Annotated in this window: 18 protein-coding genes and 1 pseudogene; 8 read left to right on the top strand and 11 right to left on the bottom strand. The window is 64.3% G+C overall.

What is annotated here, in order from left to right; all coding sequences use genetic code 11:
• Nucleotides 1-246: 246 nt before the first annotated feature.
• The 3 genes from AC1DX0_RS06095 to AC1DX0_RS06085 all read right to left on the bottom strand — a co-directional run bounded on the left by AC1DX0_RS06095 (nt 247) and on the right by AC1DX0_RS06085 (nt 4,454).
• Nucleotides 247-1,734, bottom strand: coding sequence for an aldehyde dehydrogenase (locus AC1DX0_RS06095; RefSeq protein ID WP_477218904.1), 1,488 nt, complete (start codon nt 1,732-1,734; stop codon nt 247-249).
• Nucleotides 1,731-2,930: a cytochrome P450 gene (locus AC1DX0_RS06090; RefSeq protein WP_477218903.1), complete on the bottom strand. Its 1,200-nt coding sequence runs from the start codon at nt 2,928-2,930 to the stop codon at nt 1,731-1,733. Before AC1DX0_RS06090 ends, AC1DX0_RS06095 begins: the two co-directional genes overlap by 4 nt.
• A 75-nt stretch (nt 2,931-3,005) precedes the next feature.
• Nucleotides 3,006-4,454 (bottom strand): APC family permease, encoded by a 1,449-nt coding sequence (locus tag AC1DX0_RS06085; RefSeq protein WP_477218902.1) that lies wholly within the window; start codon nt 4,452-4,454, stop codon nt 3,006-3,008.
• 172 nt (nt 4,455-4,626) lie between these two features.
• Here AC1DX0_RS06085 and AC1DX0_RS06080 point away from each other — a divergent pair, with 172 nt between their 5' ends.
• The 6 genes from AC1DX0_RS06080 to AC1DX0_RS06055 are packed head-to-tail and all read left to right on the top strand — an operon-like array spanning nt 4,627 to nt 11,070.
• On the top strand, nt 4,627-5,397 hold the full coding sequence (locus AC1DX0_RS06080; RefSeq protein WP_477218901.1) for an IclR family transcriptional regulator: 771 nt from the start codon (nt 4,627-4,629) through the stop codon (nt 5,395-5,397).
• A complete protein-coding gene (locus AC1DX0_RS06075; protein ID WP_477218900.1) occupies nt 5,397-6,677 on the top strand; it encodes a Tm-1-like ATP-binding domain-containing protein in 1,281 nt (426 codons plus the stop codon). The genes AC1DX0_RS06080 and AC1DX0_RS06075 overlap by 1 nt, the downstream gene beginning before the upstream one ends.
• A gap of 8 nt (nt 6,678-6,685) precedes the next feature.
• A complete protein-coding gene (locus tag AC1DX0_RS06070) occupies nt 6,686-7,336 on the top strand; it encodes an HAD family hydrolase (protein ID WP_477219112.1) in 651 nt (216 codons plus the stop codon).
• A 20-nt stretch (nt 7,337-7,356) separates the two neighbouring features.
• Nucleotides 7,357-8,706 carry an aminotransferase class III-fold pyridoxal phosphate-dependent enzyme gene (locus AC1DX0_RS06065; protein WP_477218899.1) on the top strand — a complete coding sequence of 450 codons (1,350 nt, stop codon included), beginning with the start codon at nt 7,357-7,359 and terminating at the stop codon, nt 8,704-8,706.
• A 37-nt stretch (nt 8,707-8,743) separates the two neighbouring features.
• On the top strand, nt 8,744-10,051 hold the full coding sequence (locus AC1DX0_RS06060; protein WP_477218898.1) for an aminotransferase class III-fold pyridoxal phosphate-dependent enzyme: 1,308 nt from the start codon (nt 8,744-8,746) through the stop codon (nt 10,049-10,051).
• Nucleotides 10,048-11,070 carry a phosphotransferase enzyme family protein gene (locus AC1DX0_RS06055; protein WP_477218897.1) on the top strand — a complete coding sequence of 341 codons (1,023 nt, stop codon included), beginning with the start codon at nt 10,048-10,050 and terminating at the stop codon, nt 11,068-11,070. Before AC1DX0_RS06060 ends, AC1DX0_RS06055 begins: the two co-directional genes overlap by 4 nt.
• A 19-nt stretch (nt 11,071-11,089) precedes the next feature.
• Here AC1DX0_RS06055 and hpaH read toward each other — a convergent pair whose 3' ends face one another.
• The 5 genes from hpaH to AC1DX0_RS06030 are packed head-to-tail and all read right to left on the bottom strand — an operon-like array spanning nt 11,090 to nt 15,679.
• Nucleotides 11,090-11,896, bottom strand: a complete 807-nt coding sequence (gene hpaH, locus AC1DX0_RS06050; protein WP_477218896.1) for a 2-oxo-hept-4-ene-1,7-dioate hydratase — start codon at nt 11,894-11,896, stop codon at nt 11,090-11,092.
• The gene (locus AC1DX0_RS06045; RefSeq protein WP_477218895.1) at nt 11,893-12,759 is read right to left on the bottom strand and encodes a fumarylacetoacetate hydrolase family protein; all 867 of its coding nucleotides are present in this window, start codon (nt 12,757-12,759) and stop codon (nt 11,893-11,895) included. Before AC1DX0_RS06045 ends, hpaH begins: the two co-directional genes overlap by 4 nt.
• Nucleotides 12,760-12,767: 8 nt before the next feature.
• A complete protein-coding gene (gene hpaD, locus AC1DX0_RS06040; protein WP_477218894.1) occupies nt 12,768-13,748 on the bottom strand; it encodes a 3,4-dihydroxyphenylacetate 2,3-dioxygenase in 981 nt (326 codons plus the stop codon).
• A gap of 14 nt (nt 13,749-13,762) precedes the next feature.
• Nucleotides 13,763-15,280: a 5-carboxymethyl-2-hydroxymuconate semialdehyde dehydrogenase gene (gene hpaE, locus AC1DX0_RS06035; protein ID WP_477354644.1), complete on the bottom strand. Its 1,518-nt coding sequence runs from the start codon at nt 15,278-15,280 to the stop codon at nt 13,763-13,765.
• 12 nt (nt 15,281-15,292) lie between these two features.
• Nucleotides 15,293-15,679 (bottom strand): 5-carboxymethyl-2-hydroxymuconate isomerase, encoded by a 387-nt coding sequence (locus AC1DX0_RS06030; RefSeq protein ID WP_477218892.1) that lies wholly within the window; start codon nt 15,677-15,679, stop codon nt 15,293-15,295.
• Nucleotides 15,680-15,893: 214 nt separating this feature from the next.
• On the opposite strand from AC1DX0_RS06030, the gene hpaR reads away from it, so the two are divergent.
• Nucleotides 15,894-16,289 (top strand): homoprotocatechuate degradation operon regulator HpaR, encoded by a 396-nt coding sequence (gene hpaR, locus AC1DX0_RS06025; RefSeq protein WP_477354641.1) that lies wholly within the window; start codon nt 15,894-15,896, stop codon nt 16,287-16,289.
• A gap of 3 nt (nt 16,290-16,292) precedes the next feature.
• On the opposite strand, the gene AC1DX0_RS06020 is transcribed toward hpaR, so the two are convergent.
• Nucleotides 16,293-16,802 (bottom strand): flavin reductase, encoded by a 510-nt coding sequence (locus tag AC1DX0_RS06020; protein WP_027040919.1) that lies wholly within the window; start codon nt 16,800-16,802, stop codon nt 16,293-16,295.
• Between the two features lie 6 nt (nt 16,803-16,808).
• Nucleotides 16,809-18,353, bottom strand: a complete 1,545-nt coding sequence (locus AC1DX0_RS06015) for a 4-hydroxyphenylacetate 3-hydroxylase N-terminal domain-containing protein (protein ID WP_477218890.1) — start codon at nt 18,351-18,353, stop codon at nt 16,809-16,811.
• 93 nt (nt 18,354-18,446) lie between these two features.
• Here AC1DX0_RS06015 and AC1DX0_RS06010 point away from each other — a divergent pair, with 93 nt between their 5' ends.
• Nucleotides 18,447-19,316, top strand: coding sequence for a helix-turn-helix domain-containing protein (locus AC1DX0_RS06010; protein WP_477218889.1), 870 nt, complete (start codon nt 18,447-18,449; stop codon nt 19,314-19,316).
• Nucleotides 19,317-19,363: 47 nt separating this feature from the next.
• On the opposite strand, the pseudogene AC1DX0_RS06005 reads toward AC1DX0_RS06010, so the two are convergent.
• Nucleotides 19,364-19,525, bottom strand: a pseudogene (locus tag AC1DX0_RS06005) (RtcB family protein); the annotation flags it as partial.

Here is a 19,525-nt window from a genome sequence, read left to right as displayed (position 1 = left end):
TCTGCGGTTGTGAAGTCATGGCAGCAAGGCGGATTGCCTAGGCTTGGTCACATCGTTAGAAATTCTATTGATTTTATCAAAGAACGTGTTTCGCCTTTGCCCCCGATGCCGGGAATATTCTCTCAAAAATTTCCGGACATGGAGCACAAGACGGCGCCGGACCGACCGCGGCCGGCCGCGGACCCAATCCTGCACGCCCTGGATGGGAAGATCAGATTCGGCGGCAGCCCGATATCGCCACGGGCCTCAAAGCGCGATCCAGGCTGTCTTCAGCTCCAGATATTTCTCCAGCGCGTGCAGCGACTTGTCGCGACCGAAGCCGGACTGCTTGACGCCGCCGAGCGGCACCGTGATGTCGGCGCCGCCATAAGTGTTGACGTGGACGACGCCGGCACTGATGGCGCGCACCATGCGGTGGGCGGTGGAGAGGTTTGATGTCCACACCGCAGAGGCCAGCCCGTAGACCGTCGAATTGGCAAGCCGCACCGCCTCCTCCTCGGTGTCGAAGCGCATGACGCCGAGCACCGGGCCGAACACCTCCTCGCGGGCCAGTTGCATGTCCTGAGTGACGTTCTCGAAGATCGTCGGCGCCATGTAGCTGCCGCCGGTCTCCGCCAGGATCCGCTCGCCGCCGGTGACCAGCGTTGCGCCTTCTTCCCTGGCCTTGGCGACGAAGCCGAGATTCTTGTTCAGTTGCTCCGCGCTCGACACCGCGCCGACATCGCTGGTGAGATCCAGCGGATCGCCGACCTTCAGCCGCGTGGTCGCCGAGACAAGCTCCTCCATGAAGCGGTCATAGACCGACGACTGGACGAGCAGGCGCGCGCCGGCGACGCAGACCTGGCCGGAATTGCGAAAAATGCCATTGGCCGAGACGACCGCTGCCTGCTTCAAGTCAGGCGCATCGGCAAAGACGATGTTGGGTGACTTGCCGCCAAGTTCGAGGAAGACGCGCTTCAAATTGGAGCGGGCCGAATAATCGAGCAGCCGCCGGCCGACCGGCCCCGAGCCGGTAAAGGCGATGGCGTCGACATCCATATGCAGGCCGAGCGCTTCGCCGGTGACCGCGCCACGGCCGGTGACGACGTTGAGCACGCCGGCGGGCAGGCCGGCCTCGGCCGCCAGTTCCGCCAGCCGCAGCAGCGTAAGCGACGCGATCTCCGGCGGCTTGACCACCACGCAATTGCCGGCGGCGAGTGCGGGAGCGATCTTCCAGGCGCCGATCATCAACGGGAAATTCCATGGCACGATGACGCCGACGACGCCGAGCGGCTCCTTGTGGATCAGCCCCAGCACATTCTCGGCCGTCGGTGCAATCTCGCCATAGACCTTGTCGATCGCCTCGGCGTAGTAGCGGATGGTGCCGGCCGCCGACAGCGGCTCGGCCTTGTAGGCCATGCCGATCTCGGTGCCATTGTCGCGCACACCGAGTACGGCCAGTTGATCGACATGCTTTTCGATGAGTTCGGCGAGCCTGCTCAGCACCTTCTTGCGGAAGGCGGGCGCCGCGCGCGACCAGGAGCCCTTCTCGAACGCCTTGCGCGCCGATTTCACCGCGCGGTCGATATCGGCGGCATTGCCGTCGGCGATGCTGGCGAAGGCACGGCCATCGATCGGCGAAATGACAGGCAATGTCGCGCCGCTTGTTCCCTGCGACTGCACGCCATCGATGAACAGGCCGCGCGCGCCGATCTCCGTTTTGCGCAGCGTGTCGATGGCATTTTGAGTGATCATGGGGAACCGGCTCCGAAACTGACATGCAATGTGGTTGGCGCCCGGAATTCCCAGCCGCGGAATACGGGCTCCTTGCCGGGCACAAGGCTGAGATTGGGAAAGCGTTCAAGCAGCAGCCTTACCGCAAGGCACATCTGCTCGCGTGCGAAAAACCGGCCGGAACAGAAATGATGGCCGAAACCGAAGGCGGCATGGTTGCCTTCGTCGCGGTTGATGTCGAAGCGGTCGGGGTCGGCAAAGCGGCTCTCATCGCGGCTGGCCGAGGAGACAAGTGCGGCCACCGGGGCGCCGGCGGGGATCGTCGTTCCACCGATCTCGACCGCGCGGGTCGTTTCGCGCGTCTGCGTGCCGATCGGCGCCACCCAGCGCAGGCCCTCGTCGACAGCCTTGGGCACGAAGGTCGCGGGATCGTCGAGCACCTGCCGCAACTGGTCGGGGTTCCGCAGCAGGCCGACAAGGATGGAGCCGGCGCCGTGGCCCGGCTCCTGCATGCCGCCAAGCAGGATGACCTTGATGGTCGGCATCAGGAAGTCGATCGGGCGCGTTTTGCCCTCAGGCATGCCGTCATGCAGCATGTGCGACAGCGCGGAATCGTCAGGCTCGCGAACGAGCCTTTCCAGCGTCGGCGTCACGGCATCGCCGACCTCGGCACCGATCGCGTCGGCGATTTCCTGCCGCTTCGGGTCTTTCTCGAAATTGATGGCGCCCTGGGCGAGTCCATAGAACCAGCGGCGCAGGGTCGGCATGTCGATGTCGGCCAGGCCGAGCGACCGCGCCAGGCTGAGCGTCGACACCGGCTCGAAATAATCGGCCATCAGTTCAGCGGAGCCCCGGCTGGCGATCGCGTCGAGATAGGGTTCGGCGATTGAGCGCACGAGATTGCCGGCGTAGGAGGCGACGGTGCGCGGCCGGTATTTCGGGTCGACGCCCTGGCGAAGGTTCTTGTGGACCTCGCCGTCGCTGGTCAGGATCGTCGGTTTGCCGAAGGAGCGCTCGACGGGTGATACTCCAGCGGTGACGATCGCCGAGAAGATGTCGGGTGACTTCGCCACCAGTTCGACATCATTCCAGCGGGTGACGAACCACAGGTTGACCGAGGGCACGAAGGCGACCGGCGCACTGCGCCTGAGTTCAGCATAGATCGGGTAGGGATCCGCTTCCAATGCTTCGACGGTGATGTTTTCGGCAAAGCTCAAGGCCGCCACTCCCTTCACGGTGAGAGGGGCGGCATGGCACGCCGCCCCGGCAGGTCTCTCAATCCAGTGTTTCGCTCAGTCCTTCAGGGGCACACCGAGGTTCTCGTAGGCGACCGGGTCACGGCTCTTCAAGGCGCCGGCCAGCAGCAGGCCGATCACCGCAGCGATGAGCACCAGCCCCGGCAGGAACACGCCGAGGAAGCCGCCGGCTCCCGACAGGCTGCCGAAATTGATGACGATCAGGTAGATGATAACGACGAAGGCAATGAAGGTCAGCCCGGGCAGGATGGTGGTCTTCAGCGCGTTCTCTTGGCTGGACGGGTTGGCGCGGAAGTACATCACCACGGCGAGCGAGGCGACGGCCATCATGACGATGACGCCGAGCGTCGCGACATTTGTCAGCCACGAAAACAGTGCCAGCACCGGGTCGAGACCAAGCACGGCGAACAGGCCGACGACGACAGCCGCCAGCACGCTCTGGATCACCGAGGCGACATGCGGGCTCTGATGCGCCGAATGCGTCACGCCGATCGACTGCGGCAAAAGCTTTTCGCGGCCCGAGACGTAGATGTAGCGGGCAACCGCATTGTGGAAGGCCAGCACACCGGCAAACAGGCTCGACACGAACAGGATGCTCATCGCATGCGTCAGCAGCGTTCCGGCATAACGGTCGGACAGGCCGAACAGAAAGGTCGTCGGATCCTGCAGGCCCTGCAATGCCGGCAGCAATTTGTCGACGCCGGCACCGACCGCCATCAGCCATGCGGTGACCATATAGAACACGCCGATCAGGATGACGGAGAAATAGGTGGCGCGCGGAATGGTGACTTTGGGGTCACGGGCTTCCTCGGCGTAGATCGTCGTCGCCTCGAAGCCGATGAAGGCGGCGAAGCAGAACAGGATGGCGATCGCCGGCGCGCCCGATGTGATCTGGCTCCAGCTGAACGGAGCCGCCGACAGGCCGCTGTCGCCTCCGGTCTTGAGGATTGTAAGATCGAGGATCAGCACCACGGCATACTCGCAGAGAACCAGCACCGTCAGGATTTTGGCCGACAGGTCGACCTGGCGGTAACCGAGCACGGCGACGATGGCGATGGCGATGAAGCTCCACACCCACCAGGGCAGGTTGATGCCCCAACCGGCGAACAGCCCTGATGTGGCCGCACCGAGCAGGGCCATGACGCCGATCTGCATGGCATTGTAGGACAGGATGGCGATCAGCGCCGTGGCGCCGCCGGCCAAGCCGCCGAGACCGCGCGCGGCATAGGCATAGAAGGCGCCGGCATTGCCGACATGGCGCGACATGGCGACATAGCCGACCGCAAACAGGAGCAGCAGCACTGTCACGATCAGATAGGTGCCGGCAAAGCCCGCGCCATTGCCCATCAGCATGCCGAGCGGCGTGCCGCCGGCGACCGCCGTGAGCGGAGCCGCCGCCGAAATCACCATGAAGGTGATGGCGCCGACGCCGAGACTGTTCTTGCGCAGCCTGTTGGCCGGCGCCTGTTCCGAAACTGCTGTCATTGGTCCCTCCTGTTCGCGAACATCGTCGTCCGCCGGCCGCTTGGCCTGTCCCACACGCTCTGGATGTCGGTTCATTATTTGAACCCTTATTTTGAATATAGACTTGCAAACAAAGCGGCTTCCTGTCAAGTTAATTCACACGTTAATTGATTACTCGATCCAGGAGGATGCGTTGGGTACGGTTGGCAAGGCGATTTCACTTCTGGAGCTGTTCACCGTGGCCGAGCCCGAGCTCGGGTTGACCGACCTGGCGCGCCGCTCGGGCTTCGACAAGGCGACGACGCGGCGGCTGCTGGTGGCCCTGACCGGCCATGGCTTTGTCGAGCAGGATTCCGGCACGCGGCACTACAGGCTCGGCGCCGGCCTGTCGCGGCTGGCGCGCATCCGCGAGGCCCGTTTTCCCTTCCTGCAGACCGCGGTGCCGCTGGTACGGGACCTGGCAAATGCCACGGCCGAGACCGTGCATCTGTCGGAATTCGGCACCGACAGGCTGGTCACCGTCCATGTCGAACATCCCAGCTGGGCAAACCGGGTCAACATCGATATCGGCCAGCTTCTGCCCCTGCATTCGACCGCGTCGGGCATCGCCTATCTGGCTTTCGCCAGGGATGAGGCCATCAAGGCATGTCTGGCGGGTCCGCTCGAAGCGTTCACGGCGCATACGCTGATCGAGCCCTCTGCCATCTCGCGCTCCATGGCTGAGGCGCGCGAGCGCGGCTATTCGATCTGCGATCAGGGTCTCGAAGAAGGCGTCATCAGTGTTGCGGCGGCAATCCTGGCGGCGGATGGCTTCGCGCTCGGCACCATCGCGGTGGCGGCACCAAAGGCCAGGACGACGGCGGTCGCAATTGAAGAACGAGGACTTGCGGTGATGGAAGCGGCAAGGGAAATTTCGATGCGCCTCAATGGCGACAATTTGCAAACCCTGAGGAGGCAGGCCTGATGTCTGCACAGACAACGCCCCGCATCCTGGTCATCGGCACCGGCGACACCAAGGCCGAAGAGCTGCTGTTCATGAAGCAGTGCATCGAGGCATCGGGCGGCAGCGCTGTGATGATGGATGTCAGCGTTCTCGGCAATCCGCCCTACAGCCCCGATCACGACAAGCATGCCGTGGCTCGCGCCGTCGACGTGACCATCGAGGAGATTGTTTCGAGCGGTGACGAGAACACCGCCATGACGCTGATGGCCGGCGGCGCCGTGCAACTCGTGCGCAAGCTGCATCGGAATGGCGAGATCGACGCCTTCATCGCCATAGGCGGCTCGATGGGTACCGATCTGGCGCTCGACGTGGCGCTTTCCCTGCCGCTCGGCGTGCCGAAATTCGTCGTCTCGACCATCGCCTATTCGCACCTCATCCCGCCCGAGCGCGTCGCGCCGGACCTGATGATGATCCTCTGGGCCGGCGGCCTCTACGGCCTCAACTCGATCTGCAAGCTGGTCCTGTCGCAGGCCTGCGGTGCGGTAGTCGGGGCGGCGAAAATCGTGCTTGCCGAACGCGCGTCGGCGCCGGCGATCGGCCCGACCATCGGCATGACCTCTCTCGGCAGCTCCTGCCTGCGCTACATGAAGACGCTGAAGCCGGCATTGGAACGGCGCGGCTATGACGTCGCCGTCTTCCACACCACCGGAATGGGCGGCCGCGCCTTCGAATCGATCGGCGGCCAGGACCATTTCTGCGCCGTCTTCGACTTCAGCCTGCAGGAAATCACCAACCATCTGGCCGGCTCCGTCGTCAGTTCCGGCGCCGACCGGCTGGAAAATGCCGGCGCCCGCGGCATCCCGCAGATCGCGGCGCCGGGCGCGGTGGACATGGTCGATCTGCCGACCTGGCAGGATTTGCCGGCTAAATTTTCTGAGCGCCCTTTTCATGCCCACAACAGATTGATCGCCTCGGTCACCGTTGATGCCGATGACCGCCGCCAGGTCGCCAGGGCCATCGCGGCCAAGCTCGGCGCCTCGAAAGGCCGCTCCGCCTTCATCCTGCCGTCTCGGGGCATCCAGGAATGGGACACGCAGGGCGAGCCGCTTTATGAACCGGAAGCGCTTGCCGCCTTTGTCGACGAAATGCGCAAGGCGATCCCCGCCAGCGTCGAGTTCCACGAGATCGACGCTCACATCAACAGCGACGACTTTGTCGGCAAGGCGCTGGAAATCTTCGACCGCTGGGTCGAGGAAGGCGTCATCCCGCGGGGCATGCCGGCCAAGGGAGTGGCCGCGTGAGTGCTCCCGTGGCCCAAGCGCTGGTTCTCGATTTCGGCGGCGTCGTCACAAGGACGCTGTTCGAAACCCATGCCTTGACCGAACAGGCGCTTGGGCTGAAGCCCGGCACGCTGCAATGGCGCGGGCCGTTCGATCCGAACAGCGACCCGCTGTGGCGTTCGATGCAGGCCGACGAGATCAGCGAGCGCGACTATTGGCGCACGCGCACGAGCGAGGTCGGCCGACTGGTCGGCGAGGACTGGCAGGCGATGGAAACCTTTGTCCAGCGAGCGCGTGGCGCCGAGCCGGAAAAGGTGGTGCGGCCCGAAGCCGACCGTACCATCCGCGCTGTCCATGCCGCCGGCTTTCGCCTGGCGATCCTGTCCAACGAACTCGACCTGTTCTACGGCGCCGACTTCCGTCGGCGGCTGCCGTTGCTCGGCCTCTTTGACGTCATTGTAGACGCCACCCATACCGGCATCCTCAAGCCCGACCCGCGCGCCTATGGCTTCGTCACCGAAGCGCTTGATCTGCCTGCCGGTGCCTGCGTGTTCGTCGACGACCAGCAGCGCAATGTAGATGGCGGCCGTGCCGCCGGCATGCGCACCGTTCATTTCGACGTTGCCCGGCCGGCGCAGTCCTATGCCGAAGCCCTTGCCCATTTCGATCTCGTCCCCTGAGACCACTGCGGAGCCTTGTCATGCGCGACATCAATTTCCTCACCGAGACCAACGCCAAGCCGATCTGGCATCCGATGGCGCATCCGGCCGAGATGCGGGCCAATCCGCCCAAGGTGATCATGAAGGGCGAGGGCGTCATGGTCACCGACATCGCCGGCAACACCGTGCTCGACGCCGTTGGCGGCCTGTGGAACGTCAATCTCGGCTACAGCTGCGACCCGATCAAGAAGGCGATCGCCGATCAGCTCGGCGCGCTGCCCTACTATTCCGGCTTTCGTGGCACCTCGACCGGACCGTCGATCGAGCTCGCCTACGAACTCGCGGAATGGTTCGCGCCGGAAGGCATGGTGCGGACCTTCTTCACCTCGGGTGGCTCGGATTCGGTCGAGACCGCGCTGCGGCTGGCGAGGCAATATTGGAAGATCCGCGGCCAGGGTGACCGGACAAAATTCCTGGCGCTCAAGAAGGGCTATCACGGCACGCATTTCGGCGGCGCCTCGGTCAATGGCAACGCCAATTTTCGCCGCAACTACGAGCCGCTGCTGCCCGGCGTCTTCCACATTCCGGCACCCTGGACCTTCCGCAACCCATTCGACGAGACCGACCCGGCGCGCCTGGCCAAACTCTGCGCCAAGGCGCTGGAGGACGAGATCGCCTTCCAGGGCGGCGACACCATCGCCGCTTTCATCATGGAACCGGTTCTCGGCGCCGGCGGCGTCATCGTTCCGCATGAGAGCTTCATGCCGCTGGTGCGCGAGATCTGCGACCGCCACGAAATCCTTTTGATCGCCGACGAGGTCGTCACCGGCTTCGGCCGCACCGGCGCCTGGTCGGGCTCGCGGCTGTCGGGCGTGAAGCCGGATTTCATGACCATCGCCAAGGCGATCACCTCGGGCTATTTCCCCCTCGGCGCGACGCTGATTGGCGCCAAGGTTGCCGATCTCTTCGAGGCCGACAAGACCAGCTTTGGCGCCATCGGCCATGGCTACACCTATTCCGGCCATCCCGTCGGCTGCGCGGCGGGACTGGCGGCGCTAGCCGAAACCAAACGGCTTCGCCTGAACGAAAACGCGGCCGCACGCGGTGTCGAACTGGCGGCCGTGCTGGAGGGGCTGAAGGCCAGAAACGCCATCGTTGGCGATGTCCGTTACAAGGGCCTGATGGCTGCGGTCGAGCTGGTCTCGGATCGCGCGACGAAAAAACCAGCCGACAAGAAGACCATGGCCGTGGTTTCGGAGGCTGCCTACGAAGCCGGCGTCATGCTGCGTGTCTCCGGCAACACCATCATCCTGTCGCCGCCACTGATCATCAGCGCCGCCGATGTCGCCAAGATCAGTGAGGCGATCGGCGCAGGCCTGGCGAAGGTCTGATGAGCCGGCGGATACAACGAGGTCTAGGTACCTACAGATGACACAATCGCAGAAGAAACTGACCGAGGCGACGCTGATTAGCCGGCGTTCTCGCCTGCTCGGCGCGAAATCCCAGTTGTTCTATGACGAGCCCGTGCACCTGGTGCGCGGCGAAGGCGTCTGGCTTCACGATGCCGACGGCCGCAAATATCTCGATGCCTATAACAATGTCGCCCATGTCGGCCATTGTCACCCGCATGTGGTCGAGGCGCTGTGCCGGCAGGCAACCCTGCTCAACACCCACACGCGCTATCTGCACACCGCGATCCTCGACTATGTCGAGCGGCTGACCGCGACCTTCGATGCCAGCCTGTCCACCGCCATCCTCACCTGCACCGGCAGCGAGGCCAACGACATCGCGCTGCGCATGGCGCAGGCGACTTCAGGCCAGATGGGCATCATCGCCACCGACGCCACCTATCACGGCAACACCACGGCGGTTTCGCAGCTCTCAACCCGCATGCCGCCGGTCGGCGGCCGCGCTCCCTATGTCAGGCTGGTGCCGGCGCCCGACAGTTTTCGCCATCCCGATGCGATGGCCAACGGCAGGGCGTTTGGCGATGCCGTGAGCGAAGCCATCGCCTCGCTGGCGAAGGACGGCATCGGCCTGTCGGGCATGATCCTGTGCCCACTGCTCGCCAATGAAGGTTTTCCGACGCTGCCCGCCGGCTTCTTCGACGACGCCATCGCGGCGGTGCGCGAAGCGGGTGGGCTGGTCATCGCCGACGAGGTGCAGCCCGGCTTCGGCCGCACCGGCAGCCATTTCTGGGGCCATCAGCGCGCCGACTTCACCCCCGACATCGTCACCATGGGCAAGCCGATGGGCAATGGTCATCCGATCGCCGCAGTCGTCACCACTGGGCAAATCCTCGCGACCTTCCGCAATGCCTTCCGCTACTTCAACACCTTCGGCGGCAATCCGGTTTCCTGCGCGGTCGCCAATGCCGTGCTCGATGTCCTGGAACAGGAGAACCTTGTCGCCAACGCGCATAATGTCGGCGCATATGCGCTCGACCTGCTGCGGCCGCTGGCCGACCGGTATGACTGCATCGGCGAAGTCCGGGGCGCCGGGCTGTTCTTCGGCGCCGAGCTGGTCCGCGACCGCGAGACGCGCGAGCCCGCGCCCGACACTGCCGGGCGCGTCATCAACGCCATGCGCGATCGTGGCGTGCTGATGGGCAGGACCGGCATTCATGGCAATGTGCTGAAGATCCGCCCGCCCATGCCGTTTTCCCGCGACAATGCCGCCTTCCTGATCGGCACGCTCGACGAGGTGCTTGGTGAAGTCGCCGGAGTGGCGGCGTGAACGCAGTGCCCGCGCGATCCGAGCCTGAGACGGCGGCTGATGTCACCGAGCTTGCCCGGCACGCGCTCGAGCATTGGGGCGTCCGCGACAGTGAGCCGGAGCTGCTGAAATACCGCGAGAATGCAGTCTTCCGCGTCCGCTTACCCGACGGCCGGCCCGCCGCCATGCGGATCCATCGGCTCGGCTATCACACCGATGCCGCCCTGCGCTCGGAGCTGCAATGGATGGGCTTTCTGCAATCCGCCGGTATCGCCACACCGTCTCCGGTTGCGACGCAGGCCGGCGATCTGTTCGTGCTGGTCAGTACGGTCGTTTCGACACAGCCCAGGCAAGCCGATTGTCTGACCTGGCTGGACGGCCGCGCCGTCGGGGCGCGAGGCGTGCCGCTGGACTACACCCCTGAACAGGCAAGACAGGTCTTCACAGCGATCGGGCGAACCATCGCCCACATGCACAATGTCACTGCCGCCTGGACGCCACCCGCTGGCTTTGCGCGCCATGCCTGGGATTTCGACGGCTTCTTCGGCCCGGCCCCGACATGGGGTCGTTTCGAGACCTCGCCCTTCCTCGATGGCTCCCGTCGCGAACTGGTTTTCCAGGCACGGGACAAGGCCGTGAAGGCGCTGTCGGCGCATGAACGCACCGCCCGCAATTTCGGCATCATCCACGCTGATCTCGTGCGCGAGAACGTGCTCATCCATGACGGCGCGGTGCGCATCATCGACTTTGACGATTGTGGCCATGGCTGGCACATGTACGATCTCGCCGTTGCGCTCTACCAGAACCGTGAGGAGCCGATCTATCTGCTGATCGAGGCAGCCCTACTCGACGGCTATCGGCAAGAGCGCGAACTGACGACGCAGGATGTCGCGGCCTTGCCGCTGTTTTCAGCGTTGCGGGCCTTCGCTTTCCTTGGCTGGGTTCAGAGCCGCGTCGAAGGCGACATCACCAGGGAGGTCGGGCACCGCATGTCAAACATTGCGGCCGATGTGGTGATTGCCTACCTGCGCGGCGAATAGGGACGACTGACAGGAGCCGTCAGCTCTTGGCGAAATGGATGCTGACCGTGCCTGAACTGCCGAAATCGGCGACGATCGTGTCGCCCGGCCGCGCCTCGACCGGGCGCACGAATGACCCGGACAGCACCACCTCGCCGGCGGCAATCGACAGGCCGTAGCGGGCGAGCCTGTCCGCCAGCCAGGCGATGCCCATCGCCGGATGGTTGAGTACCCCGGCGCCAAGCCCGGTCTCCTCGACCTCGGCGTTGCGCGAGACGATGGCGCCGATCCAGCGCATGTCGGCTTCATCAGGCCGCTGCGGTCGGCCGCCGATGACGATGCCGGCATTGGCGGCGTTGTCGGAGATCGTGTCGAAGAAGGTGCGCACCTTCTTCGTCTCGGCATTGACGCGCTCGATGCGGGTGTCGAGGATTTCCAGCGCCGGCGTGATGTAGTCGGTGGCGTTGAACACGTCGAAGATGGTCACGCCAGGCCCTTTGAGCGGCGCCTTCATAACGAAGGCGATCTCGGCCTCGACGCGCGGCTGGATGAAGCGGCCGGCCGGGATTGTCGCGCCATCGTTGAAGAACATGTCGTCGAACAGCACGCCGGAATCCGGGGTGTCGATGGCCAGCGCATATTGCATCGCCTTGGAGGTCAGGCCGATCTTCCAGCCCTTCGGCTTCAGCCCAGCATCGATCTTGCGCGTCACCAGCGCCGCCTGGACGCGATAGGCGTCCTCCATGGTCGCTTGCGGGTAATCGAGGCTGAGCAGCCGGATCTGGCGGCGTGAACGCTCGGCCTCGAACAACCGTGCCGCCGCGTCTTCCACTTGTTCCGGGGTCATGCGATTGCCTCGTCGACGACGCTGTTGCGGAGCACGCCGATGCCGTCGGCCTCGACCTCGATGACGTCACCGGGTTTCAGCCAGATCGGCGGGTCGAAGCGGGCGCCGGCGCCGGTCGGCGTGCCGGTAACGATGATATCGCCAGGCACCAGCGTGGTGAAGGTCGAGATGTAGTTGATGATCTTGCGGAAGGAAAAGATCATCCGGCTGGTGCGATCCTGCTGGCGGATCTCGCCATTGACGCGGGTGGAGAGCGTAATGTCGGCGATCTGCGCCTCATCCGTGAACGGCACCAGCCATGGGCCGATCGAACCGGTGCGGTCGAAATTCTTGCCTTGTGTGACGTTGAACTTGGCGTGCCGCACCCAGTCGCGGATGGTGCCTTCATTGCACAGCGACAGTGCCGCGATATGGCCGAGCGCATCCGCCTCGGCGATGCGTCGCCCGCTCTTGCCGATGACGATGACGACCTCACCCTCATAATCGAGCTGCGGCGATTCCGGCGGCCGCACCAGCGCAGCGCCATGGCCGACAAAGGAGCGGGGAAAGCGGATGAACAGCGACGGGTTGGCAGGTGCTGCCTGGCCGTCCTTGTACTCCTCGTTGCGGTCCGGATAGTTGACGCCGACACAGATGATCTTCTCCGGCGACGGGATCGGGATGCCGTAGGCGATGGCGTCGAGCGGGAAATCGACGGCAAACGCTTCGGCCTCTTCCACCAGCCGCCGCAAGGCGCCGGCCTCGATCACCTCGCGCAATGTCGGCCACTGGCTGTGGCGGGCCGACAGGTCGACCATGCCCTTGCCGGTGACCGCGCCGTAACGCGTCTTGCCGTTGATGGAGAAGGTTGCGAGCCGGTTCATGGCGCTGCTCACGGCGCAATGATCGGCGAAGCTGTCAGGTCCGGCTGACGTGACACTGCGCCGGCAAAAATGCTGCCTTCCTCGAACCAGCTTTTCGGCGCCGGTGCGCCCCACAACGTCTGGCGCTGCGGGTCCTTGAGGTCCCATTTGATCGGCTCGAGGTCCGGATCGACCGTCTGGTAGTCCGAACAGTAGATCTCGATGCGGTGATTGTCGGGGTCTCTGACATAAAGGAAGAAGGCGTTGGAAATGCCGTGCCGGCCCGGGCCGCGTTCGATGTTCGGCAAATAGCCGGTCGTCGCCATCAAATCGAGCAGGTCGATGATGTTGAGCGGCGTCGGCACCCAGAAGGCGACATGATGCAGGCGCGGACCGACGCCATTGGTGAAGGCGATGTCATGCACACCGCCCTTGCGGTGCGTCCAGGCTGCCCACAGCTTCCCGCTCGAGGCATCCTCGGTGTATTCGGTCACGCGAAAACCGAGCTCGTTGTAGAAGGCGACGGACTCGTCGACATTGGGCGAGAAGCAGTTGAAGTGGTCGATGCGCAGCGGCTTCACGCCGTGATAGAGCGCGTATTTCTGATGGATCGGCGGCAGCCTTGCCATCTCAGCGTAGAATTCGAGCGGAATGCCGTGCGGGTCACGCGTGCGGAAGGTGCGCGACTGGTAGGGCCGCTCGACCCATTCCACCGGCAGGCCCTTGGCCCTGAAGAAATGCTCGGCCTTGTCGAGATCCTCGTCCGAAAACACCTTGAAGCCGAGGTCGCGCGCTTCCGGCGTCGTCGCCTTGCGCAGCACGATGCAGTGATGGCCACGCTCCTCCATGGCGCGCAGGTAGATGGCGCCTGAGGTCTCATCGGTGACCTGCAGGCCGAGCGTGTCGACATAGAAGGCGCGCGACTTGGCAAGGTCGGTGACCGCCAGTTCGACATGGCTGAGGCGTACGATGTTGAAGGCGGGATAGAGGTTGGGCTTGGGCAAGGGCATTCTGATCTCCTCCGTCAGCCGCCGAGTTTCTGGATGGCGTGCGCCGTCGTTGCAAAGGCGACGTTCTTCGTCTCCATGTAGAAGTCGAAGGAATGGTCGCCGCCGTCGCGGCCGATGCCGGAATTCTTGACGCCGCCGAACGGCGTCGGCAGATGCCGCACATTCTCCGAATTGACCCAGATCATGCCGGCCTCCAGCGCATCGGTGAAGCGGAAGGCACGGGTCACATCAGAGGTCCAGAGATAGCCGGTCAGGCCATATTGCGTGTCGTTGGCCAGCGCCAGCGCTTCCGCCTCGTCCTTGAAGGCGATTGCCGTTAGCACCGGCCCGAAAATYTCCTCCTGGGCRATGCGCATSYKGTTGKTGGCGCCGGTGAACAGCGTCGGGCTGACATAGCAGCCGCCACCCGGACCGGCGAACTTGCCGCCGCCGGCGGCAACCACCGCGCCTTCCGATTTGCCGATCTCGATATAGGAAAGCACTTTTTCCTCGTGCACCGGATGGATCAGCGGCCCGACCACCGTTTTCGGGTCCAGCGGATGGCCGATCTTGATGCGCTTTGCCTTCTCCGCCACCAGGTCGGTGAACTGGTCGTAGACCGAGGCCTCGACCAGCAGCCGCGACGACGAGGTGCAGCGTTCGCCGTTGAGCGAGTAGATCATGAACACCGCCGCATCGGCCGCGCGTTCGAGATCGGCGTCGGCGAAGACGATCACCGGGTTCTTGCCGCCGAGCTCGAAATGCACGCGCTTCAGCGTGTCGGCGCCCTGTTTCATGATCATCGAGCCGGTGCGGCTCTCGCCGACGAAGCCGATCGCCTTGATGTCGGGATGTTTGGTCAGCGCCTTGCCGGCATGCTCGCCAAGGCCGTTGACCAGGTTCCACACGCCTTTCGGCAGGCCGGCCTCCTCGGCGATCTCGACCAGCAGGCGTGCGCTCAGCGGCGAGAATTCAGCCGGCTTATGAACGACGGTGCAGCCGGCCGCCAGTGCCGGCGCGATCTTCCAGGTCGACAGCATGAACGGCGTGTTCCATGGCGTGATGATGCCGACCGGGCCGATTGGCACGCGGGTGGTGATGTTGACCTGGCCTGTGGTCCGCAGCGTTTCGCCATCACGCGCTTCCGGCGCGCGGTCGGCGAAGAAGCGGAAATTTTCCGCACCGCGCAGCGCCGCCTTGGCCATGAACTTCAGCGCCTGGCCGGTGTCCATGCATTCGACGAAGGCGATCTCCTCGGCGCGTGCCTCGATCGCGTCGGCTATTTTGTGCAGCAGCTTTTTGCGTGTCTCGCCCGGCATGGCGGCCCAGGCCGGGAATGCCGCCTTCGCCGCCTTGGCAGCGCGGTCGATATCGGCGGCGCCACCGCGCGCGACCTTGGCCAGCGGCTTCAGGTCGACCGGCGACAGCGTCTCGAAGGTCGAACCATCGGCGGCCGGCACCGCCTCGCCGCCGATCTGGTTCAACACGCCGTTGGTCTTGAAGCGGGCCAGATAGGCCTCGGCCTTTTTCAGATTGCCTTCGAGGTCGGACATGTCAGTCTTCCGTCACTTGCCGCGCAGCCGCGGGTGGATTGCATTCTTCTTCCAGCTCAGCACGGGGTCGATTTCCCGGATCTCCAGCGACAGAGCGAAATGCGGGGTCTCGAACAGCGCGGCGAGGTATTGGCTCACCGCCGCGAAGATGGCCTCGCCGGTCCGCTTCTTGTCCTCGGCGCTGCGGCCGGTGCCGATGCGAAACGACATGTCGAGAAAGGTGTTTTCGGGCAGCCTGTCGGCAATGGCGTAGGCCTCGGCGCGGAAGGCCCGCACCCGCACCGCGCCGGTCTCGAACAGCCCGGTGTCGAGCACCGTGCGCAACACCAGCGCGCACAATTCGCCCATGTCGACCGTGGCATCGAGATTGGCCGAATACTCGATGGAGAAGTGAGGCACCGCGTTTCGTTCCCTGGATCATTGCTTTGTTGTAGTTAACGCGTTAATTACATGTGGTATCGCCGAAGTCAAGCCTTGCATCCGGCCTGAGGCGACTATACGGGATGGAAAGGTCGGGTTTTGGCGTTGTCCATATCGGGTCAAATCCGACTGACAACCGCATGATTGGGGACGCTGCTTCTTGCTGCCTGAAAACACTCGTCGTTCCCTGCCAATGGCGCTGCTTCACGCCCGCGAAGTGGTGATGGCGCGGTTTCGCCCGATGCTTGCGGCGCATGACGTGACCGAACAGCAATGGCGTGTGCTGCGCGTGCTGAGCGAAGCCGGCTCGGTCGAGGCGACGGAACTTGCCRATCGCGCCTCGRTSYTGCCGCCSAGCCTGACCCGCATCATCAAGGCGCTCGAGGGCCGAAAATTCATCACCCGCAACAAGGCGGAAGGCGACGGCCGCCGCGTCATCCTGACCATCGCCCCGGCCGGTTCAGCCTTGATCGACGCCTTGTCGCCCGAACGCCGTGTCATCTACGACGACATCGAGCGCCGCTTCGGCCATGAGAAGTTGGAGCGGTTGCTCGATCTCCTGGAGACCTTGATCGACGGCGAGAGCTGAGACTCACCCGCCAAAACTCCCCAGCCGCGTCGGCTGCGTGTAATTGCGGTCGACATAGAGCAGCGCCGAGCCGCCGCTGCCGTGCCTGACATCGATGACGCGGCCGATCATGACATTGTGCGTGCCGACGATGTGCACGTCCTCGATCTCGCAATCGAAATTGACGATCGCGTCCGACAGCGCCGGCGTGCCCGATGTCAGTGTCTGCCAGCGCGCCGCCGAATAACGCGCCTCCATGTCGCGTGTCGCGCCGGCAAACTTTCCCGCCAGGTGCATATGGTCATGCGTCAGCACGTTGACGCAGAAGCGACGGTTGGCGAGGAACATGGCGGCCTGCGTCGAACGCCCGTTCATGCATACCAAGAGCGTCGGCGGCTCGTCGGAAACGCTGCACATGGCGGTGGCTGTGAAGCCGCCGCGCCCGGCCGGCCCATCGGTCGTGACGATGTTGACCGGCGCGCAGACTCTTGCCATGGCGTCGCGGAAATCGGTCTTCGAAATCTGCGTGGCCATCGGCGTTCACCCAGCCGGTGAGGCTAGCGGATTGAGCCAGGTGTCGCCCGTCCAGCCATTCTCGTCATAGTCGGCCATGCAGGTGTCGACGAGTTCCTCCATTGCCTTCAGCCGCCCGCCGCGTTCGGCGCCCTTCAGCACCTGCAGCCGCACCTCTTCCGGCGCACCGGCATAGTTGAGCTCGTAGAGTGCGTGGCGGCCGCCGAACTCAGTGCCGGTCGCGTCCCACAACAGCTTCATGATCTTGATGCGCTCGATATGGCCCATGTCGTTGGAGCCGCGCACATACTGCGCCAGATATTTGTCGATCTCGGGGTTGTTGAAGTCGCGCACCGACGACGGCAGGTAGATCAGCCCCGACGCAATCACCCGGCGCACCGTGTCGATGACGCGCGGATAGGCTTCCGACATGAAGGTCCGGTAGGCAAGCGCCGCGTCGAGATTGGGCAGCACCGCGCCATTCGCCCACGGGATCGGATTGTAGGCCATGGCATTGGAAAAACTCCAGAACATGTGCCTGAGCGCGATGACCTCGCCCAATGCCGCCTGGTTGCCGCGGAAGGCATCACCTCCGGTAGCGCGCAGTGCCTTGGCCAGCAGGCCGGCAAGGAAGTCGAGCTTGACAGCGAAGCGCGTGCAACCCTGGAAACAATAGCCATGCATGAATCCCGATGCCGGATGGAACGACAGGATCTTCTGCGCGTCGCGCAGCACCAGCACGTCCTCCCAGGGGATGAAGACATTGTCGAGCACCAGGATCGCGTCGTTCTCGTCGAAACGCGACGACAAGGGATAGTCGAAGGGTGCCGCCACCGTGTTGGCTGTCTGCTCGTAGGAGACGCGGCAGAACATCTTTATCCCCGGCGCATTCATCGGCACGATGAACATCACCGATAGCGACGGATCCTCGGTGACCGTCGCCGACCCCTGCGCCAGGAAATTATAGTGCGTCAGCGCCGAGGATGTCGCCACCACCTTGGCGCCGGAAACGTAGATGCCGGCATCGGTTTCCCTGGTGATGTGGACGAAGACGTCCTTCACCTGTTCGGCCGGCTTGTGGCGGTCGATCGGCGGGTTGACGATGGCGTGGTTCATGAACAGCACGGCTTCCTGGGCACGTTTGTGCCAGGCAAGCGCATTGTCCTTGAACGGCCCGTACCAGTCGGCATTGGCGCCGAGCGTGTTCATCAGCGCCGCCTTGTAATCGGGCGTGCGCCCCATCCAGCCATAGGACATACGCGACCACTCGGCGATCGCCGTTTGCTGCGCGGCAAGTTCGCCGGCGGATTTGGCGACGCGGAAATATTTGTGGGTGTAACCGCCCGATCCGGTGTCGGTGGCCGAGGTCAGCGTCTCGCGTCGTTTCGGGTCATGCAGGGCGTCGTAGAGGCGCGCCAGCGACCGCGCCGAATTGCGCATCGCCGGGTGCGTGGTGACGTCGGCGATGCGTTCGCCATTGATATAGACCTCGCGGCCGTCGCGCAGGCTCTCCAGATACTCGGCCCCGGTGAACGGGCGCGCATTGTCGGCACGAAATTCTTCTGACCGCATGATGTTCCTCCACTGATAACGTCGATCCTAGCGCCTGGGCCGTGGATCGGTTATGGACGGAACGGCAAAACCGATTGGACTTTTTCCGGCGCCATGAGCCAGAATTCCATTCCCGACTTCTTCGTCTATGGCGAGCCGGTGCGGCCGCTCGATGTCGGCTTCCTGCATGTCGAGACGGTGCTTGCCCGCAGCAATATCCATCTCGGCCAGGTCGCCGCCCACAAGCATCCGCAGATGGGCCAGATCACCTACTGGACCAGCGGCTCCGGCACCTATCGTATCGAGGACAGATCCTGGGACTTTTCGGCGCCAGCCGTCAGCTTCGTGCCAAGCACGATCGTGCATGGCTTCTCGATCGGCCCCGGCACCGACGCTATCGTCGTCTCGGTTGCCGACGATGCGCTCGCCGCCCTTGCCGGCCACAGCCTGCTGCCGCTGGACAGGCCGGTCTTCGCCGACGGCCTGCCGCAGCACGCCGCATGGCAAAGATTGGCGGCGGTGCTGGAGATGATCGCTGCCGAATACGCCGAGGCGCAGGCCGGCAATGACAAGGTCCTGCCGGCGCTGATCGCCGTCGCGCTCTCCCATATTGCGCGCCTCGCACCGGCGACAATTGCCGCGTCACCGTCTTCCGATGCATCGCTGGCGATAGGCTTGCGCCGCCTCGTCGATGCGCATTTTCGCGACAACTGGCCGGTCGACCGTTATGTCGAGAGCCTTGCCACCACACCGCATCTTCTCGACAAGGCCAGCCGCGCGGTGCTGGGTAGCGGCGTCAAGCGGGTGGTCAGCGAGCGCCGGCTGCTGGAGGCCAAGCGGCTGCTGCTGTTCACCGTACGCACGGTCGAGGACATCGCCTACGAGATCGGCTTTGATGATCCCGCCTATTTCTCCCGCTTCTTTCGCGAACGGATAGGCGAGGCACCTGCCGCCTGGCGCCGCAAGCAGTTGCAAGGGCACTGATCACACGGCGATGGATGCGGACCTTGCGGCCCGCATCCTGTTTCCGGCTAACGCCCCTGCTGCTGGCGCGCTTCCCGCTTCTTGCGCCAGGGCGCGTTGGCTTCCCAGTCGCCGGCCATGATGCAGCCATAGGGCAGCACCTCGTCGGCGACCTCGGCCAGGCCGAAATGCTCGATCTGGCGGCGCATCGAGGCCGCGTTCTTGTAGGC

The organism is Mesorhizobium sp. P3_A9 (assembly GCF_056402975.1).
This window is presented reverse-complemented; position numbering and strand designations above follow the sequence as displayed.

Excerpts from the sequence above, each read along its gene's own strand:
- AC1DX0_RS06075 (WP_477218900.1), top strand. The coding sequence starts at position 5,397 with ATGTCTGCACAGACAACGCCCCGCATCCTGGTCATCGGCACCGGCGAC.
- AC1DX0_RS06085 (WP_477218902.1), bottom strand. The coding sequence starts at position 4,454 with ATGACAGCAGTTTCGGAACAGGCGCCGGCCAACAGGCTGCGCAAGAAC.
- hpaD (WP_477218894.1), bottom strand. The coding sequence starts at position 13,748 with ATGCCCTTGCCCAAGCCCAACCTCTATCCCGCCTTCAACATCGTACGC.
- AC1DX0_RS06015 (WP_477218890.1), bottom strand. The coding sequence starts at position 18,353 with ATGCGGTCAGAAGAATTTCGTGCCGACAATGCGCGCCCGTTCACCGGG.
- hpaH (WP_477218896.1), bottom strand. The coding sequence starts at position 11,896 with ATGACCCCGGAACAAGTGGAAGACGCGGCGGCACGGTTGTTCGAGGCC.
- AC1DX0_RS06010 (WP_477218889.1), top strand. The coding sequence starts at position 18,447 with ATGAGCCAGAATTCCATTCCCGACTTCTTCGTCTATGGCGAGCCGGTG.
- AC1DX0_RS06065 (WP_477218899.1), top strand. The coding sequence starts at position 7,357 with ATGCGCGACATCAATTTCCTCACCGAGACCAACGCCAAGCCGATCTGG.
- AC1DX0_RS06095 (WP_477218904.1), bottom strand. The coding sequence starts at position 1,734 with ATGATCACTCAAAATGCCATCGACACGCTGCGCAAAACGGAGATCGGC.
- AC1DX0_RS06020 (WP_027040919.1), bottom strand. The coding sequence starts at position 16,802 with ATGGCCACGCAGATTTCGAAGACCGATTTCCGCGACGCCATGGCAAGA.
- AC1DX0_RS06045 (WP_477218895.1), bottom strand. The coding sequence starts at position 12,759 with ATGAACCGGCTCGCAACCTTCTCCATCAACGGCAAGACGCGTTACGGC.
- AC1DX0_RS06060 (WP_477218898.1), top strand. The coding sequence starts at position 8,744 with ATGACACAATCGCAGAAGAAACTGACCGAGGCGACGCTGATTAGCCGG.